19 protein-coding genes and 1 riboswitch are annotated in these 16,114 nt (G+C 34.7%); of the genes, 8 read left to right on the top strand and 11 right to left on the bottom strand.

Features of this window, described 5'->3' with window-relative positions; translation table 11 throughout:
* Positions 1–387: a nucleoside triphosphate pyrophosphohydrolase family protein gene (locus J0M08_07855; protein MBN8702963.1), complete on the top strand. Its 387-nt coding sequence runs from the start codon at positions 1–3 to the stop codon at positions 385–387.
* On the opposite strand, the gene J0M08_07850 is transcribed toward J0M08_07855, so the two are convergent.
* From J0M08_07850 to J0M08_07820, 7 genes are all read right to left on the bottom strand, one after another.
* On the bottom strand, positions 376–1,008 hold the full coding sequence (locus J0M08_07850; protein MBN8702962.1) for a LysE family transporter: 633 nt from the start codon (positions 1,006–1,008) through the stop codon (positions 376–378). The genes J0M08_07855 and J0M08_07850 overlap by 12 nt on opposite strands.
* A gap of 1 nt (position 1,009) precedes the next feature.
* Positions 1,010–2,542, bottom strand: a complete 1,533-nt coding sequence (locus J0M08_07845) for a GH3 auxin-responsive promoter family protein (GenBank protein ID MBN8702961.1) — start codon at positions 2,540–2,542, stop codon at positions 1,010–1,012.
* 117 nt (positions 2,543–2,659) lie between these two features.
* A complete protein-coding gene (locus tag J0M08_07840; GenBank protein MBN8702960.1) occupies positions 2,660–3,913 on the bottom strand; it encodes an FKBP-type peptidyl-prolyl cis-trans isomerase in 1,254 nt (417 codons plus the stop codon).
* A 31-nt stretch (positions 3,914–3,944) separates the two neighbouring features.
* Entirely contained in the window at positions 3,945–4,853 is a 909-nt protein-coding gene (locus J0M08_07835) for an FKBP-type peptidyl-prolyl cis-trans isomerase (GenBank protein MBN8702959.1), read from the bottom strand.
* A gap of 56 nt (positions 4,854–4,909) precedes the next feature.
* On the bottom strand, positions 4,910–5,836 hold the full coding sequence (locus tag J0M08_07830; protein ID MBN8702958.1) for an FKBP-type peptidyl-prolyl cis-trans isomerase: 927 nt from the start codon (positions 5,834–5,836) through the stop codon (positions 4,910–4,912).
* A gap of 42 nt (positions 5,837–5,878) precedes the next feature.
* A complete protein-coding gene (locus J0M08_07825; GenBank protein ID MBN8702957.1) occupies positions 5,879–6,406 on the bottom strand; it encodes an FKBP-type peptidyl-prolyl cis-trans isomerase in 528 nt (175 codons plus the stop codon).
* Positions 6,407–6,540: 134 nt separating this feature from the next.
* Positions 6,541–7,311: a hypothetical protein gene (locus J0M08_07820; GenBank protein MBN8702956.1), complete on the bottom strand. Its 771-nt coding sequence runs from the start codon at positions 7,309–7,311 to the stop codon at positions 6,541–6,543.
* Positions 7,309–7,399, top strand: a riboswitch (TPP riboswitch). It overlaps the preceding gene by 3 nt.
* Before the next feature lie 52 nt (positions 7,400–7,451).
* Between J0M08_07820 and thiS the strand changes: the two genes are divergently transcribed.
* The 5 genes from thiS to J0M08_07795 all read left to right on the top strand — a co-directional run bounded on the left by thiS (position 7,452) and on the right by J0M08_07795 (position 11,575).
* Positions 7,452–7,655, top strand: coding sequence for a sulfur carrier protein ThiS (gene thiS, locus J0M08_07815; GenBank protein MBN8702955.1), 204 nt, complete (start codon positions 7,452–7,454; stop codon positions 7,653–7,655).
* Positions 7,656–7,701: 46 nt separating this feature from the next.
* The gene (gene thiC / locus J0M08_07810; protein MBN8702954.1) at positions 7,702–9,564 is read left to right on the top strand and encodes a phosphomethylpyrimidine synthase ThiC; all 1,863 of its coding nucleotides are present in this window, start codon (positions 7,702–7,704) and stop codon (positions 9,562–9,564) included.
* A 45-nt stretch (positions 9,565–9,609) separates the two neighbouring features.
* Positions 9,610–9,972 (top strand): VOC family protein, encoded by a 363-nt coding sequence (locus tag J0M08_07805; protein MBN8702953.1) that lies wholly within the window; start codon positions 9,610–9,612, stop codon positions 9,970–9,972.
* A 179-nt stretch (positions 9,973–10,151) separates the two neighbouring features.
* A complete protein-coding gene (locus tag J0M08_07800; GenBank protein ID MBN8702952.1) occupies positions 10,152–10,952 on the top strand; it encodes a hydroxymethylpyrimidine/phosphomethylpyrimidine kinase in 801 nt (266 codons plus the stop codon).
* The gene (locus tag J0M08_07795) at positions 10,949–11,575 is read left to right on the top strand and encodes a thiamine phosphate synthase (GenBank protein ID MBN8702951.1); all 627 of its coding nucleotides are present in this window, start codon (positions 10,949–10,951) and stop codon (positions 11,573–11,575) included. The genes J0M08_07800 and J0M08_07795 overlap by 4 nt, the downstream gene beginning before the upstream one ends.
* 7 nt (positions 11,576–11,582) lie before the next feature.
* On the opposite strand, the gene J0M08_07790 is transcribed toward J0M08_07795, so the two are convergent.
* Together J0M08_07790 and J0M08_07785 are read right to left on the bottom strand one after the other, a co-directional pair.
* On the bottom strand, positions 11,583–12,074 hold the full coding sequence (locus J0M08_07790) for a 6,7-dimethyl-8-ribityllumazine synthase (GenBank protein ID MBN8702950.1): 492 nt from the start codon (positions 12,072–12,074) through the stop codon (positions 11,583–11,585).
* A 15-nt stretch (positions 12,075–12,089) separates the two neighbouring features.
* A complete protein-coding gene (locus J0M08_07785; GenBank protein ID MBN8702949.1) occupies positions 12,090–12,767 on the bottom strand; it encodes a tetratricopeptide repeat protein in 678 nt (225 codons plus the stop codon).
* A 214-nt stretch (positions 12,768–12,981) separates the two neighbouring features.
* Between J0M08_07785 and J0M08_07780 the strand changes: the two genes are divergently transcribed.
* Positions 12,982–13,449, top strand: coding sequence for a hypothetical protein (locus J0M08_07780; protein ID MBN8702948.1), 468 nt, complete (start codon positions 12,982–12,984; stop codon positions 13,447–13,449).
* Here J0M08_07780 and J0M08_07775 read toward each other — a convergent pair.
* Positions 13,446–14,720 (bottom strand): replication-associated recombination protein A, encoded by a 1,275-nt coding sequence (locus J0M08_07775; protein ID MBN8702947.1) that lies wholly within the window; start codon positions 14,718–14,720, stop codon positions 13,446–13,448. The two genes, J0M08_07780 and J0M08_07775, sit on opposite strands and share 4 nt — an antisense overlap.
* Before the next feature lie 147 nt (positions 14,721–14,867).
* Here J0M08_07775 and J0M08_07770 point away from each other — a divergent pair, with 147 nt between their 5' ends.
* The gene (locus J0M08_07770; GenBank protein ID MBN8702946.1) at positions 14,868–15,314 is read left to right on the top strand and encodes a hypothetical protein; all 447 of its coding nucleotides are present in this window, start codon (positions 14,868–14,870) and stop codon (positions 15,312–15,314) included.
* A gap of 506 nt (positions 15,315–15,820) precedes the next feature.
* On the opposite strand, the gene J0M08_07765 is transcribed toward J0M08_07770, so the two are convergent.
* Complete coding sequence (locus J0M08_07765) at positions 15,821–16,030, bottom strand: hypothetical protein (protein ID MBN8702945.1); 210 nt, start codon at positions 16,028–16,030, stop codon at positions 15,821–15,823.
* Between the last annotated feature and the right edge of the window lie 84 nt (positions 16,031–16,114).

Here is a 16,114-nt window from a genome sequence, read left to right as displayed (position 1 = left end):
ATGGAGAACAGTATAAACAAAGTAAAAGAGTTTCATGATGCTTTTAGCATAAAAAACAACTTTACTCCAACTTCTAAACTAACCCAAGACGAATATTTACTGCGCTATACCCTTATGCGCGAAGAAAATGAAGAATACTTAGAAGCTTGCAAAAATGGTGATTTGGTAGAAATTGCCGATGCCTTAGGCGACTTAATGTATATTTTATGTGGCACTATTTTAAAACACGGACTTCAAGACAAAATTGAAGCTGTTTTTAACGAAATACACCGAAGCAACATGAGCAAACTAGATGAAAACGGAAAGCCTATTTATAGAGAAGATGGGAAAGTGCTGAAAAGCGAAAAGTACTTTAAGCCTAACATAAAAGAAATTTTAGAGAAATAAATTAGGAGCTATTACTCTAATTGCCAATACGAGTCCAAATATTACAAGTATTAACCCTGACACTCTATTTACCCACAAAAGTACAGTAGCGTTTAGGTAGTTTTTAATTTTTCGAGCAACAAAGCATTTTACCACATCTGTTGCAAAAATGGTAATGAGAGATGCTACAAAAAACACAATTGCATTAATTTTTGAAGACTCGAATCTAGACCCGGCCAGCGTAACTACACCTACCCAAAATAGTATTACAAATGGATTAAATAGGTTTAAAAAAAAGCCTTTTATCACCACCACCGATATCGATTTCCCAAAACTAGAAGCGGCAGACGATTGTTTTAGTGTTTTTTTACCCAACATATTATACAACCCAAACAACACAAGAATAAAGCCCCCAACAATGCCTATTTCCATTTTATAGATTGGATTATCAATAAACTGTAAAAAACCTAAATAAGCCAATATGATGCAAAACAAATCGCTAAGAAATATACCAAAAGCCAACGCTACACCAATTTTAAATCCGTTGGTTAAACTAGTGTCTAGCAAAGCAAAAAAAGCGGGACCAATTAACATTGCCAATGTTAAGCCAAGTAAAATGCCTTCTAAAACTGCACTAATCATCTTATTTAGTTAATTTGGCTAAGAAAGCTTCCCAATCTGTCAGCTGATTTTTTTTCAAAACCCGTGGAAATTTATTTTGCCCCCCCTCCTTGCCTTTTGAACGCATAAAATCATAAAAAACTGCCGATGGAAGCACTTCTATCAATATATCTTTCAACGCTGCAATACGCTCCACTCGGTAATCATCGTTTAACGCTTTCAAATTAGAGTCAATTTTCTCCTTTAAAACAGAAGTATCTACTTTATCATCTGTTCCAATATACCATTTGTGAGCAAATAAATTTTCGTAGTTAATTCCGGCAACACTAAACTCTCTAATCACAATATTTAATTCATCTTCCACCATTTTTATGGCTCTATTCATGTTATCTTGCGAAAGATGCTCTCCGCACAAGCTCAAAAAATGCTTGGTTCTACCGGTAATTACAATTTCGCCATATTCTAAGGAAGTAAATTTTATAGTATCTCCAATTAAATAACGCCAAGCACCTGAGCAGGTTGAAAGTAGTATTGCATACTCTTGATTTTCTTTGACATTTTCTACGGTAAGTGTCTCCGGATTTTGAATCATATTGCCATCGCCATCAAAATTGTTCTCATTAAATGGCACAAATTCATAAAAAATTCCATTATCGAGCACCAAACGCATTCCCTCGGAATTAGGTCGTTCTTGATACGCAATAAAACCTTCGGAAGCCAAATATGTTTCCAAATATATCATTGGTTTACCCAAAAGCTTTTCAAACCCTTTTTTATATGGAGTAAATGAAACACCTCCGTGCGCGTAAATAAGCAAGTTGGGCCAAATTTCATGTATATTGTTTAGCTTGTAATGAGCTATAATTCGTTCAAAAAGTATTTGCATCCATGCCGGCACACCAGATACTACACCAATATCCCAATCTTTTGCACTTTTTGTAATTTCGTCTAATTTGGAGTTCCAATCTCGCTCTTTTGCAATTCGCCTTCCCGGCTTATAAAAATATTGAAACCAAAAAGGTAAATTACCGGTAGATATTCCACTTAAATCGCCTTCAAAATACGTTCCGTTATAGTTTAAATGTGTGCTTCCGCCTAACATTAATATTCCACGTTGAAAATGTTCTTTGGGTAAATTATAATGCGACATGGTTAAAATTTGCCGCATACTCGTTTTACGTATAGCCTTTATCATATCCTTTGTAACAGGAATGTATTTGCTAGACGCCTCGGACGTGCCGGAACTTAACGCAAAAAATTTGACTTGTTCAGGCCAGCAAACAAATGGCTCTCCATTAATAGCCCGGTACCACCATTTTTGAAATATGGAATTATAATCGTGCGTAGGAACACTTTTTTGAAAATCGCCTACAATATCTTTGGAACGTAATAGTGCATTAAAATTATAGTGTTCTCCGAAAGCGGTAGCTTGTGCTTTTGTTAGTAGTTTAGTAAGTGTATTTGTTTGAACCTTAAATGCATCTTTCCTCGGAAATTTCGGCAATTTTCGATTTAGGTCTATTGTACTTTTAAGTATCGATCCCAACAACTGCATAGCCATATTTTAAAATAATAAAAAACTACAAATCAATTATTTACAAGATTGTATTAAAGTTTTAGTTTAACACATCAATATACTAAAAATTAGACTAAAAACACGTGTACTCTAGAATTAATGTTTGTGATTAGGATCGCTATGGTCATGCCCACCATGATCATCACTTTTAGGTTTTACAGGGTCGAAAGCAGACATAATTTCCACATCAAATATTAAAGTTGAATTTGGTTTAATTGCCGGAGCTTTTCCCTTTTCTCCATAGGCTAAAGCAGGAGGAATAATAATTCTATATTTTTCTCCTATTCGCATCAATAAAAATGCTTCTTCCCACCCCTTAATAACTTGATTTTTTCCAATTACAAACTGAAAGGGTTTGCCCAAATCAACAGTCGAGTCGAACATGGTGCTATCCTCCAGAAATCCTGTATAATGTGCCATTACAACATTTCCAGGAACTACCAATGGACCGTTAGGATTTTCCTTTACACGAATGTATTTTAAACCACTTTCGGTAGTTTTAACCTCTAATCCTGCAATATCATATGGTTTTGGAGCTTTACGTGGAGTAACCAAGAGCAACTCTACATCAAAAATTAAATCAGATTTAGCTGGAATTATCCCCATTCCTTTTTCTCCATAGGCAAGTGCATGTGGAATAATAAACTTCGCCCTTTCGCCTTGACGCAAATAGGTAAACCCTTCCTCCCAACCTTTAATTACTCTGCTCGCTCCTATTTTAAACTCAAATGGTTTAGCTCTTTCAACAGAAGAATCGAACAACTGACCATCCGTTAAAAAACCCGAATAATGAACTGTAAGCTTATCACCTTTTTGAGGCAATACTCCATTGGGGTTTTTCTTTAACATAATATACTTTAAGCCACTTGCAGTGGTTATTGTATCCATTGACTTAGTAACAGCCGCAGGTTTTGGGGCGGGTATCATATCTAACAACTCAACCTCAAAAAGCAAGGTTGAATTGGCAGGAATTGTTCCTACCGGATTAGAACCGTAAGCTAAATCGGGAGGAATTGTAACATTGGCCTTGTCGCCAACATGCAACAACGCCACAATTTCATCCCATCCTTTTATAACTTGCCCCACTCCCAGCTTAAACGCAAAAGGTTGTCCTCGTTCTACCGAGCTATCAAAAATAGTATCGTTGGTAAGTCGTCCTACATAATGCACATTTACTAAATCTCCGGCTTGAGGTTGAGCTCCATTTCCTTTTTGAACAATAGAATATTTCAGTCCACTTGCAGTACTAACAAGTACAGGCTTTTTAACCTTTTTTTTCTTTATCTTTTTTTGTGAGAAACTAGTGAAAGAAACAACCAGTGCAAGCAGAAGAAAAACTATTTTTCGCATTTTTTACAATTTAAATGTACTTGTATACAAATTATTTAACCCCAACAACCTCAACATCAAACAACAACGGAGAATATGGGGGAATGGCTCCTTGAGACCCCATTTCGCCATAAGCCAAATTAGAAGGTATTAAAAAAGTAGCTTTCCCACCTACTTTCATTAATTGTAATCCTTCATCCCATCCCGGAATAACTTGACCTTGCCCAACCGAAAATTCGATTGGCTGCCCTCTATCAATAGAAGAATCAAATGTATTTCCATCTAAAAACATACCGGTATAATGTACTTGCACCATAGAACCTTTCAAAACTTGCGCTCCAGTTCCTTTTGTTTTTTCGATAACATACAAACCACTTGCAGTAGGTTTAGTGGTAATATTATTTGTTTTTATATAGGCTTCTATTTCAAGCGGCTCTTGAGTTTTACGTTTTTCTGCTTCTGCGGCTTGCTTTTGCATTGCCATTTCTTGCTCTTTCATTACCTCTTCTTTGCTACGAATGCTAACTAACTTAACATCAAATGTCAACAAACTTCCTTTATCAATAAATGCAGGTAGCTCCTTTGCTTTAAAAGCAAGCAAATACAAAGAATCTGCGCTTACTTTAAAACTTGCACTATCTCCAACACTCATCATTGCCAAGCCTTCTTCAAAACTACCTTTAAACGGTGCTTTTGCAACAGGAAACTCAATTGCTCCGCTACCATCCATGGCAACTTGAGCCGATTTAAAAAGCACAGAATCTTTAGATGTTTTGTATTGCATAATTACCTTTATAAAATCGCCTTCTTTAGGTTTTACGCCCTCTTTATTTTGAGAATAAAATTTGTACTCCAAACCAGATTCCGTTTTTTCAAAATCTGCTGACCCTTTGTTAGAATTACAAGACACCACAAAAGCTCCTATTGATGCTAAAATTGCTGTTTTAAATTGTTTTTTCATATTCATTTTTTTAAGATTTTGCCATAACATAAATGGCAAATATGTTGTTTTGATTGTTATTTTACTTGGACAATTTCAATATCATAAATTAGTGTGGTGTAAGGAGGCACAACCCCAGTAGATGAGCCATCCTTTCCGTAAGCAAGATGCGAAGGTATAATTAATTTTGCTTTCCCACCTTGTTTCATCAATTTAATTCCCTCGGCAATTCCGGGTATAATTTGATCTTCTTTACCCATTACAAATTCAAATAAGGACGAATCGATTGTAGTATCAAATTTTTTACCATCCATAAAATAACCATTGTAGCGCATTACAATCGTTTTTTCATTTTCAACTAGAGGGCCGTCCCCCTCAATTGCCGATATATAATACAACCCATTATCTAAAGGCGATTGAAAAATATTGTTTTGTCTTAAATAAATCAACAGCTTGCGTTGCTCTTCTATATCTAAATCATCTATTAGTTGCGCCAACAGCTTTAATTCATTTTCATATGCTTCTTTGGATAATATTTTTTGGAGTTTTACATCCACATTTAAAATACTAGATTCTTTAATAAAAACAGGGTATTCGGTTTGCAAAAACTTGATAAATAACGAATCACTATGTACTTTAAAAGTTATGCTATCTCCTTCATTCATGCTTGTATAAAACTCCTCAAAACTGCCCTTAAAGCTTACTTTGCTTGCAGGCACAAGCAAATACCCCAAAGGATTTTGATTCTTGGTGTCTAAAAAAACCGAATCTCGTTCGTTTTTATACACAATTCGCAGCGCGAGGAAATCTGTATTTTTTGCAGTTTTAGTACTATCACCAAAGGATAATAGCTTATAATACAAACCACTATTTGTTTCTTTATATCCTTTGTATTTTTCTTCTTTTTTGCAGCTGGAAATAAAAGTCAATAAAAAAAAACAAACACACATCGAATTAGATATGTGCTTATTGAATTTAGATGAATATTTTTTGAATGCGCTCAATTAAAAAATTAAAGAGCAAAAATAAGAATAAATAGCTAGAAATTACCTAAGAGATATTAACTCAATATCAAATACTAAACTTGATCGGGGTGGCACCTTATCGTTATCGCCAGACAAACCATGCGCCAGATGAGACGGCATAACAAACAAAGCCTTTTCGCCCTCCTTCATATATCTAATACCTTCATGTAACCCACTTTCAACATGATCCTGACCAATTAAAAACTCTTTAAAACCATTTTTTTCGGACGAATAGCATACAGTGCCATCTAACAAGGATATTTTATACTTAACCTTTGCCATTTGGCCATTTTGGGCAAACGGTTTGTTGGTAGTGTCGTAAATCATATAACGCAACCCTGAGCCACTGGTGCGCATTTTCCATCCTTGTAATTTAACATATTGGTCAATTTCGTCCGACTCTTGCTTTACCATTTTTTTGTTGGCATCAATAAGTGGCTCTTTTAAGGTACTTTCGGACACATTTTTTCGACCTTTATTGTTGTTGCAGCTCAACAACACAAACAAAAATAATGTAATATGTAGGAATGTAGAAAACGGATTATTCATTGCGAAATTAATTAACTCAAATTTACTTTAATTTATACTTACTTCTTCCATTTATTTTATTGTTAATTAAAATCAAAATAGAGTGAAGGCCATATACCTCTTTAGGCCTTAAATAAAGTTTTAAATATTACAAGTTAAAACCAATGGTATTTATCTCCTGGAAGTTTCATTCTTACTTTTCGAGTAGGCTTACCAAGCATAAAATTGTATCGTAATCCAATTTGATAGCCAATATCAATAATATTGACCGGAACAGATGAAATACGCTTGCTTATACGATATTTTAAATCAGCAAATACATCAATAAATTTTATTTTTTGCGACAAGCCAAAACCTAAATTTATCCCATACCAATTATCCCTCTGCACCACATTGCTTGACTCTAACAAACCATAATTAAAAGCATCATAAGTAACCTTATTAAAAATTCTGTTTTGCATGGCAACTCCTGTTATAAAATAAAAAGCGGTAGAATAGCCCACCAAATTAGACCTAAAATTTGCGTTAATCTCTAGCGATTGAGATTGTACTTTTTTTTCGAAAATAGAAATGTCATGTTTCGCAAAATGAGTGTATTCAGCAGAAAGTAAAATATTTCGCTTTAGATAAACGCCCAACCTTATATTGTTTCCTATACGTGGTTTCGAAACAAAATCTTTATCGGTGTTAATGGTAGAAAAATTCAAACCGGCAGAAATAGATAGCCCTAGGCTGTCTTTTTTAGACGCAACTAAGGCAAACGAAATAAAAAATATCAGTATGGAAAGTAGATTTCTAATCATTACTTCAAATATCACTAATAAAACTTCAGTTGATACCAAAAATACATAAGAGGTACTATAGTATTGATAAACGGCTGGATAAATAAACAAGGTGTAAGTACAAATTTGTTTGTATATTAGCATAAACTTTAGGGGTGCCGAAAAGGCTGAGATTAAACCCTTTGAACCTGATACAGTTTGTACTGTTGTAGGAAAAAGTTAGGAATACAATCTTTCCTTTCCATTCACCTAAAGCATTTTATTAAAAAAATTAAAATTGAAAAATGCAAATCACTTTTAATGGTGAAATAATTGAAACCACTGAAAATAAGCCATTGAGTAATTTACTTTCTGAGAAAAATTTACTCGCCAAAAATGGTATTGCAATTGCTTTAAATAGTAAGGTAATTCCTAAACTTAAATGGGATACCACTCTATTGAACAACAACGATAAGATACTTGTTATTACTGCCACACAAGGTGGATAGAAGAAATTTGAAATTGAGAATTAAAAATTACGAATTAAAATAAACTATGAAAAAAGATAAAACTCCTGTAGATACTATAATCTCTACTACTCCATTCCCTGGTTCAAAGAAGGTTTTTGTAAAAGGGAAAATTCATCCCATAGAAGTCGCTATGCGCGAGATTGAAGTAAGTGATACAATTCATAAGTTTAATGGAAGTAATAAAATAACGAAAAATCCAAGTGTTACTGTTTACGATACAAGCGGACCTTATACCGACCCTTCTGTAAAAATTGATGTAAAAAAAGGATTAGCCAGATTGCGCGAAAAATGGATATTAGACAGAAATGATGTGGAAAAGTTGTCGGCTATTAGTTCAGCTTATGGTAAGGAAAGATTGGAAAATAAAGAGTTAGATGCATTGCGTTTTCAATACATACAAACCCCTTTAAGAGCAAAAAAAGGAATGAATGTGTCGCAAATGCATTATGCAAAAAAAGGAATAATTACTCCTGAGATGGAATACATTGCTATTCGTGAGAATCAGCGTATTCAGGAGATTAACGATTTGGGACATCAACATGCGGGCGAAAGCTTTGGAGCCAATACTCCAAAGAAATTCATTACCCCGGAATTTGTTCGTGATGAAATTGCAGCAGGAAGAGCAATCATACCAAGTAATATAAACCATCCTGAGGCAGAACCAATGATTATTGGCAGAAATTTTCTAGTAAAAATTAATGCGAATATTGGTAATTCTGCTGTAACATCAAGCATTGAAGAAGAAGTGGAAAAAGCTGTTTGGGCTTGTCGCTGGGGCGCTGATACTATCATGGATTTATCTACAGGTAAAAACATACATGAAACTCGCGAGTGGATTTTACGTAATTCACCTGTTCCAATTGGTACAGTGCCTATCTATCAAGCACTGGAAAAAGTAAATGGAATGGCAGAGGATTTAACTTGGGAGATTTTCCGCGATACGCTTATTGAGCAAGCAGAACAAGGTGTTGATTATTTCACTATTCATGCAGGAGTTTTGTTGCGCTATATTCCTTTAACAGCAAAGCGTGTAACTGGTATTGTTTCAAGAGGTGGTTCTATAATGGCTAAATGGTGTTTAGCACATCATAAGGAAAATTTCTTGTACACCCATTTTGAAGAAATTTGTGAAATCATGAAAGCGTATGATGTTGCTTTCTCTTTGGGAGATGGTTTGCGACCCGGAAGTATTGCGGATGCAAACGATGCTGCTCAGTTTGGTGAGTTGACTACTCTTGGTGAATTAACCAAAATAGCTTGGAAGCATGATGTACAAACTATGATAGAAGGTCCCGGACATGTGCCAATGCATTTGATTAAAGAAAACATGGACAAACAATTGGCAGAATGTGGGGAAGCTCCCTTCTACACATTGGGTCCTTTGACAACAGATATCGCACCTGGCTACGATCATATCACATCAGCTATTGGTGCTGCTATGATTGGTTGGTATGGCACTGCCATGCTTTGCTACGTTACACCAAAAGAGCATTTAGGCTTGCCAAACAAGAAGGATGTAAAAGATGGTGTTATAACGTACAAATTGGCAGCGCACGCAGCTGATTTAGCAAAAGGCCACCCCGGAGCGCAATACAGGGATAACGCATTAAGCAAAGCGCGTTTTGAATTCCGTTGGAACGATCAGTTTAATTTATCATTAGACCCGGATACTGCACGTGAATTTCATGATGAAACATTGCCGGCCGAAGGCGCCAAAATAGCTCATTTCTGCTCCATGTGTGGACCTCATTTTTGCTCTATGAAAATAACTCAAGATGTACGCGATTATGCTGATAAATTAGGTGTAGAAGAAAAAGCAGCTCTCGAAAAAGGAATGGAAGAAAAGTCAAAAGAGTTTACTGAAAAAGGTGCGGAGATTTATAGTTAATGTTGATTTGAGGATGTGTTAATTTGAATATTAGTTAATAAAAAAATGATTGTTTTTAAACGCATAGATCATATTCAAATATGTATTCCAATTGGAAGAGAAAATGACGCAAGAGCTTTTTACTCCAACATTATCGGATTAAAAGAGATACCTAAACCACAGGCATTGATTAAAAACGGAGGTTTGTGGTTCGAAATAGCTGGCATACAATTGCATATTGGAACAGAGAATGAAATAAATAAATCAAAACGTCATCCTGCTTTTGAAATTACGGATATAGCAAGTGCTAGGGAGCATTTGGAAAGACACAACGTACAAATCAAAGAAGAAATTCAGGTTCCCGGACAAATTCGATTTTCATTTATTGATCCATTTGGAAATAGAATAGAATTGTTGCAAAAAACATAATGGCTACATTTCAACTATTTAAGCTTTTGAAGCTATGTCTACAAAAATAAAAACTGACAAAGAATACAAAACTTTACTAACCGAACTCAAATACAATGTTCGTAGCACTCAAATTAATGTGGCTAAAAGGAGAAGAATCTATTTATCCCCCTCTGGAGGGGGCAAGGGGGAGGTAGAATATGCCCACTAAACGCCCATACCTATTATCAATAGCAGGATTTGACCCTTCGGGAGGAGCAGGTGTTTTAGCCGATATTAAAACATTTGAAGCTCATAAAACGTATGGCTTGGCTGTAATAACAGGGAATACGATTCAAAACGAAAACACATTTGAATCTGTTGAATGGGTTGATTTAACTACTATTGAGAAACAAATCAAAATCCTATTTTCGTCTTACCCAATTGAGTATGCAAAAATTGGAATTGTAAGTGGGTTAGAAATGTTAAGCTCTATTATTGCAATTCTTAAATCGCTCAATCCTACCATTAAAATTATTTGGGATCCAATTATTAAAGCTAGCGCAGGATTCGAGTTTTTCACCCCCTCTTTAACTCTCCCCCTTAATAAGGGGGAGATGTCTGTACCTTCAGACAGAGGGGGTATTTTGGAAAACATTTTAAAACAAGTTTATTTAATTACCCCCAACTGGAATGAACTAAAACAACTTACAGGCAATGATAATGCGGAAGTTGGGGCTAAAGAACTTTCTCGCTATTGCAATGTTTTCTTAAAAGGCGGACATAACGAGGATAATAAAGGAAAAGATTATTTATATACTACTGATGGGAAGTATTATCCATTTAAAGCCAAGCAAATAAGTGAATATCCTAAACATGGCTCGGGTTGCGTTCTTTCGGCTGCTACTACAGCTTTATTGGGTAAAGGGTATAATTTGCAACGCTCCTGCCTAATGGGAAAAGGGTATATTACGCATTACCTAAATACAAGCAAAACTTTGTTAGGATATCATAAAATATGATATCTAGACTTCATTATATTACACAAGAGAGTTCCAATAAAAGTCATGCACAAATGGCTCAGGAAGCATGCTTAGCAGGTGTAGATTGGATACAATTACGGGTAAAAGAAAAATCGTATTCAGAGATTCTTTCAATTGCAACTGAGTTGAAAGAAATATGCAAACAATTCAATGCAAGATTAATCATTAACGATTATGTTTCTATTGCAAAGGAGATTGATGCCGATGGCTTGCATCTAGGAAAAACAGACACTTCCGTAGCAGAAGCAAGAAAGTTAGTAGGAAACAATATAATTATAGGTGGTACTGCAAATACATTTGAAGATATTGTTGAGCACGTAACTAATGGTGTTGATTATATTGGATTAGGTCCTTTTCGATTTACAGAAACCAAGAAAAATTTAAGCCCTATTCTTGGTTTAGAGGGCTATTCGGCTATTCTAACCAAATGCAAAGAAAATAATATAACCATTCCAATACTGGCTATTGGCGGTATAACTGCAGATGACATAGAGGTATTGATGAAAACTGGTATTCACGGAATTGCGATTTCTTCGCTGGTATCAAACGCTTTAAACAAAAGAGAAGTGGTAAGTAATCTGCTCTCATTAATAAACAAATAGGAATTAATTACTTACTAAAAGATTTCTTGACAGCTAACATTTGGAGTGCAGCCAAAGCACACTCTTCACCTTTATTACCCAACTTACCTCCGGCTCTATCTTTTGCTTGTTGGTGATTGTTGGTTGTTAAAACTCCAAATAAAAAAGGGATAGGATATTGAATACACAACTTAGTAATACCGTATGTTACGGAGTCGCAAACATAATCAAAGTGAGGAGTATCGCCTTTTATTACACAGCCAAAAACAATAACGGCATCAACCTTATTTTGTTTTCCAAACCAAGCTGCACAACTTGTAATTTCAACAGCACCGGGCACTCGTTTTACAATACAATTTTTAAACTTTACTCCACTTGCTTGTAAAGTATTTAAACACGATTGTAAAAGGGAATCAGTTATATCATTGTTCCAATCGGCAACAACAATACCAATTTTATACTTGGCATTGCCAGGCAATTTAACTAAAACATTTGATTGCTTTTTAAGAGAGGTCGCCAATTTTCTTATGTACTACTAGTTAATAGCAGCTTGAGCACGAGCAATGTATTTATCCATCTCCTTGCCTTCATTCGAATCAGTGAAATCAGCTTTTATACGCTCATAAATCTTTACAGCATCTGCATAACTACCCTTTTCTTCGTATGCAATAGCGGCTTTTTTCAAAAACATTGGAGATGTAAAATTATTTTTGCTCTTTTCTGCAGCTTTTAAATAGTACGCAATTGCTTCGTCTGTTTTACCCAACTCCATATGCGCATCACCAGTAGCACCAATTGCCATTGGCGCTATAATTTGATCGTCAGCACTAAATTCTGTTAAATGCTCAATTGCATTTTCAAATTCACCCTTTTTAAGGTAGCTAATACCTAAATAATAATGAGCTAAATTTCCCGATGGAGCTACACCATACTCATCCGCAATTTGAAGAAAACCTTTATCAGTACCATTTCCGTTTATGGCCAAGTCTAAAGAATCCATTTCAAAATAAGCTTCGGCTTTATACATTTCCTTTCTTGCTTCCTCTTCTTGACCGGCTACATACCAATATTTATAGCCAATATAACCACCAACCAATGCAACTACTGCACCTATAATAATCGACAAACTTTTTTGGTTGTCTATTATATACTTTTCTACTTTACTGTAGGTTTCTTGAACATCTAATATTGGTTCGTCTTTAATTTCTGACATTGTTTCTTAATTTAAGCTCCAAAATTAACTTTTTTTACGAAATAAAATAATTAGATTTTACTTTAATTTTTTGAAGCGTGAGCACTCATTAGTTCCATTAATCTTCCAACTTACACATCTTGGGGCTGCATCGATAGTTAGAATACGTATAAATTGGAAATATTACCCCTTTATCAAATTAAAATAAGGTATATTTGCAGATAAAATTTCTAAAATGCTTGAAGCTTCTACCCCGCTAAGCAAAAAGGATAAAATATTAAAATTACGTTTCCCTATTTCGTGGATACTATCTTGTATTACAATGTTTGGGTTGTTTTATGTGTGGCATGGAGTTTTATTAAACGACATTTCTCATATTACTTATCCTAAAAATATTTTTTTCCTTTCTGCATTGCTCGTGTATATAATTATTGCATTTGTGTTGAATTTACTTTTTATGTCAAAAATCGCTACCGATTATATTGAAGGTATTATAACACGAGGATTTGTATGTGGTATAGCTTTAGGCATTATAATTTTTTTAATTACCATGGTTGTAGGTGTATCTTTTAGCACACAACTAAACCTAAGAAACATTTTGTTTGATTTTTCTTGGCAATGTGCAGAGCAGGGTGTTGCCGGAATTATAGTTGGATCAGTATATGCTTACTTCAAATATTCATTACGCCTCGAACGAAATTAATATTTATTCTTCCACCTTGTTTTTAAGAATTGTCTAAACTCCGCTTCCTTAGCATTATTTAACGGATTGTAAAGTATTTCGTTTTGTATTTCATCAGGTAAATATTGCTGTTCGATAAAATTGTTGTTGAAGGTGTGAGCATATTTATAATCTGCACCGTAATTCAACTCTTTCATTAACTTAGTTGGAGCATTCCTTAAATGCAGCGGAACGCTTAGTGTACCGGTATTTCTAACCAATTGTTGGGCTTTATTAATTGCATCGTAAGAGCTATTACTTTTGGCAGAACAAGCCAAATAAATAGCGGTTTGAGATAGTATAATTCGAGATTCAGGCCAGCCAATTACAGTTACCGCTTGAAAGCAATTTGTAGCCATAACCAATGCAGTGGGATTCGCATTCCCAATATCCTCCGATGCCAAAATAATAAGTCTGCGTGCTATAAATTTAGGATCCTCGCCCCCTTCTACCATCCTAGCAAGCCAATACACTGCACCATTGGGATCGCTGCCTCTAATTGACTTTATAAAAGCTGAAATGATATCATAATGCATTTCTCCTGCTTTGTCATAACGCGCCAAATTCTGCTGCACTACTTGCATTACCTTGTCATTGGTAACTACAATTTCTTTTTCTGTTATTGAATTTACCACCAACTCCAATGTATTCAATAGTTTTCGAGCATCGCCACCACTAAGCTGCAACAACGTTTCATACTCTTCAATGACTATTGATTTTGATTTCAAGTATTCGTCCTTCACCAATGCCGACTGTAAAAGAGATACAAGCTTCTCTTTTTCAAGAGATTTTAACACATATACTTGACATCTAGAAAGAAGCGCAGATATTACCTCAAAGGAGGGATTCTCTGTGGTAGCACCAATTAGTGTTATCGTACCTTTTTCAACTGCCCCTAGCAACGCATCTTGCTGAGACTTGCTAAATCGATGAATTTCATCAATAAAAAGAATTGGGTTATTCGACCCAAAAAAATTTTCTTTACCGGCCTTTTCTATAACATCTCTAACATCTTTAACCCCACTGTTAATAGCGCTTAGCGAATAAAATGGTCTTTTTAGTTCTTTTGCAATTAAAAAAGCTAAGGTCGTTTTTCCTACACCCGGTGGTCCCCACAGGAGAATAGATGGAATTATTTTATTTTCTAATGCATTTCGCAAAACACTACCATTGCCCACCAAATGCTCTTGACCAACATAATCGTTAAGAGAAAGCGGCCTCAACCTTTCTGCCAATGGAATGCTCGAATTCATAGTCATTGCTAATTTTAAACTTATTTTCCAATAAAAATTGGAATGTAGCAATTATTCGTATTTCTTACTAAAGAATAGTAGCATTTCATAAAAAATTTGTACATTAATTAGGTACTTAAATTATTAAATAATCAATACACGCCTACAATGAAAAAACACTTTTTATTCGCATTATCTTTTTTGGTTATCACAACTGTATTTGGTCAAAAGAAAAAAGGGAAGCCTGCTTTAGACGGAAAAAATTTTGTTGCTCAAACTTCTGAAATTAAAGAGGGCAAAGCACCAAAGCCGGTTGAAGACAAAGTTAGATTTAAAAACGGAATTGTAGATTCTGATTTTATTTACGAAAAAACAAAATTCGACCCGATTGACTATAAAGTACTTACCGACTCAACCGGAACAGATGAAAATGAAGAGGAGATTAAAATTTATGATTTTGAAGCGCTTGGAACAAATGAAAAAGGCGAAGAGTTAAAGTGGGAAGGGACTATAACAGGAGGCGCGTTGGAAGCAAAAGTTGTTTGGTCTAAAAAAGGAAAAATTAAAAAAGAGTTTACGATAACCGGAGAATCAAAGGACAAAAAGAAAAAATAAATAAAATTTGCAAAAGCAAAAAGGCTTGTAAGTAGATACTTACAAGCCTTTTTGCTTTTACTTATTGGATACAAACCTGAAGCATAAAATGATTTCGTAAAAAGACCGAAATCCAAATTAACTAAACTGAGACTAGAGTTGTATTCTTTTTAAAAGTTTTGAGCCTACTTGAGCTTTTTGCGTTACAAACACACTATACAAACATCCTCGTTGCAAACGAGGATGAGGTGGGGTGAGGAGGGGACTTATATAATCATGGAAAATATTTATAAATAGTACTTCTATGCCCAAAACGAATTACATAAACGGTATTCTTTTTAATGACTATACCCATCCTATAATCTTTTTCAATCTGAATACGATAGAAGATTTTGTACTCTTTTAATTTTATCAAATTGGAAATTTGAGATATAGATTTAGCCTCTCTGATATTCTCAAGAACTTGGTAAACCTGTTGTAATAAATTTTTATTAGTTTAATTGGTGATATCTCTATAGAAACTTCCCTTAACAATCAACTCCATTCTTTCGGAAGTATTTGTTTAATTTTTCAATAGAAACATCTTTACTGTTTAATCCATCCTCAATCCATCGAGCCATTGCAATCTCCTCTTTTTGACTATCTGTTAGAACGGTAGATTTAAATTTAAATTTTTGCAAAACAGATAAAAAAAATTGTTTGTCTTTTTCGGGTATATTAACAAGTACTGTTGTCATTCTAGCTTCTATATTTAATATACAAATTTACTAAATGTAAACGAGAATTGTATTCTTTTTACAAGCTTTGAGCCTACTTAAGCT

This window comes from Bacteroidota bacterium (assembly GCA_017303975.1).
Taxonomy (GTDB): Bacteria; Bacteroidota; Bacteroidia; order JAFLBG01; family JAFLBG01; genus JAFLBG01.
Note: the sequence above shows the minus strand (reverse complement) of the source record. Positions and strands in the feature narration are given on the sequence as shown.

Bases quoted from the DNA above. Each gene is read 5' to 3' on its own strand.
- J0M08_07855 (MBN8702963.1), top strand. From the start codon at position 1: ATGGAGAACAGTATAAACAAAGTAAAAGAGTTTCATGATGCTTTTAGC.
- J0M08_07850 (MBN8702962.1), bottom strand. From the start codon at position 1,008: ATGATTAGTGCAGTTTTAGAAGGCATTTTACTTGGCTTAACATTGGCA.
- J0M08_07845 (MBN8702961.1), bottom strand. From the start codon at position 2,542: ATGCAGTTGTTGGGATCGATACTTAAAAGTACAATAGACCTAAATCGA.
- J0M08_07840 (MBN8702960.1), bottom strand. From the start codon at position 3,913: ATGCGAAAAATAGTTTTTCTTCTGCTTGCACTGGTTGTTTCTTTCACT.
- J0M08_07835 (MBN8702959.1), bottom strand. From the start codon at position 4,853: ATGAAAAAACAATTTAAAACAGCAATTTTAGCATCAATAGGAGCTTTT.
- J0M08_07825 (MBN8702957.1), bottom strand. From the start codon at position 6,406: ATGAATAATCCGTTTTCTACATTCCTACATATTACATTATTTTTGTTT.
- J0M08_07820 (MBN8702956.1), bottom strand. From the start codon at position 7,311: ATGCTAATATACAAACAAATTTGTACTTACACCTTGTTTATTTATCCA.
- thiS (MBN8702955.1), top strand. From the start codon at position 7,452: ATGCAAATCACTTTTAATGGTGAAATAATTGAAACCACTGAAAATAAG.
- thiC (MBN8702954.1), top strand. From the start codon at position 7,702: ATGAAAAAAGATAAAACTCCTGTAGATACTATAATCTCTACTACTCCA.
- J0M08_07805 (MBN8702953.1), top strand. From the start codon at position 9,610: ATGATTGTTTTTAAACGCATAGATCATATTCAAATATGTATTCCAATT.
- J0M08_07800 (MBN8702952.1), top strand. From the start codon at position 10,152: ATGCCCACTAAACGCCCATACCTATTATCAATAGCAGGATTTGACCCT.
- J0M08_07795 (MBN8702951.1), top strand. From the start codon at position 10,949: ATGATATCTAGACTTCATTATATTACACAAGAGAGTTCCAATAAAAGT.
- J0M08_07785 (MBN8702949.1), bottom strand. From the start codon at position 12,767: ATGTCAGAAATTAAAGACGAACCAATATTAGATGTTCAAGAAACCTAC.
- J0M08_07780 (MBN8702948.1), top strand. From the start codon at position 12,982: ATGCTTGAAGCTTCTACCCCGCTAAGCAAAAAGGATAAAATATTAAAA.
- J0M08_07775 (MBN8702947.1), bottom strand. From the start codon at position 14,720: ATGAATTCGAGCATTCCATTGGCAGAAAGGTTGAGGCCGCTTTCTCTT.
- J0M08_07770 (MBN8702946.1), top strand. From the start codon at position 14,868: ATGAAAAAACACTTTTTATTCGCATTATCTTTTTTGGTTATCACAACT.
- J0M08_07765 (MBN8702945.1), bottom strand. From the start codon at position 16,030: ATGACAACAGTACTTGTTAATATACCCGAAAAAGACAAACAATTTTTT.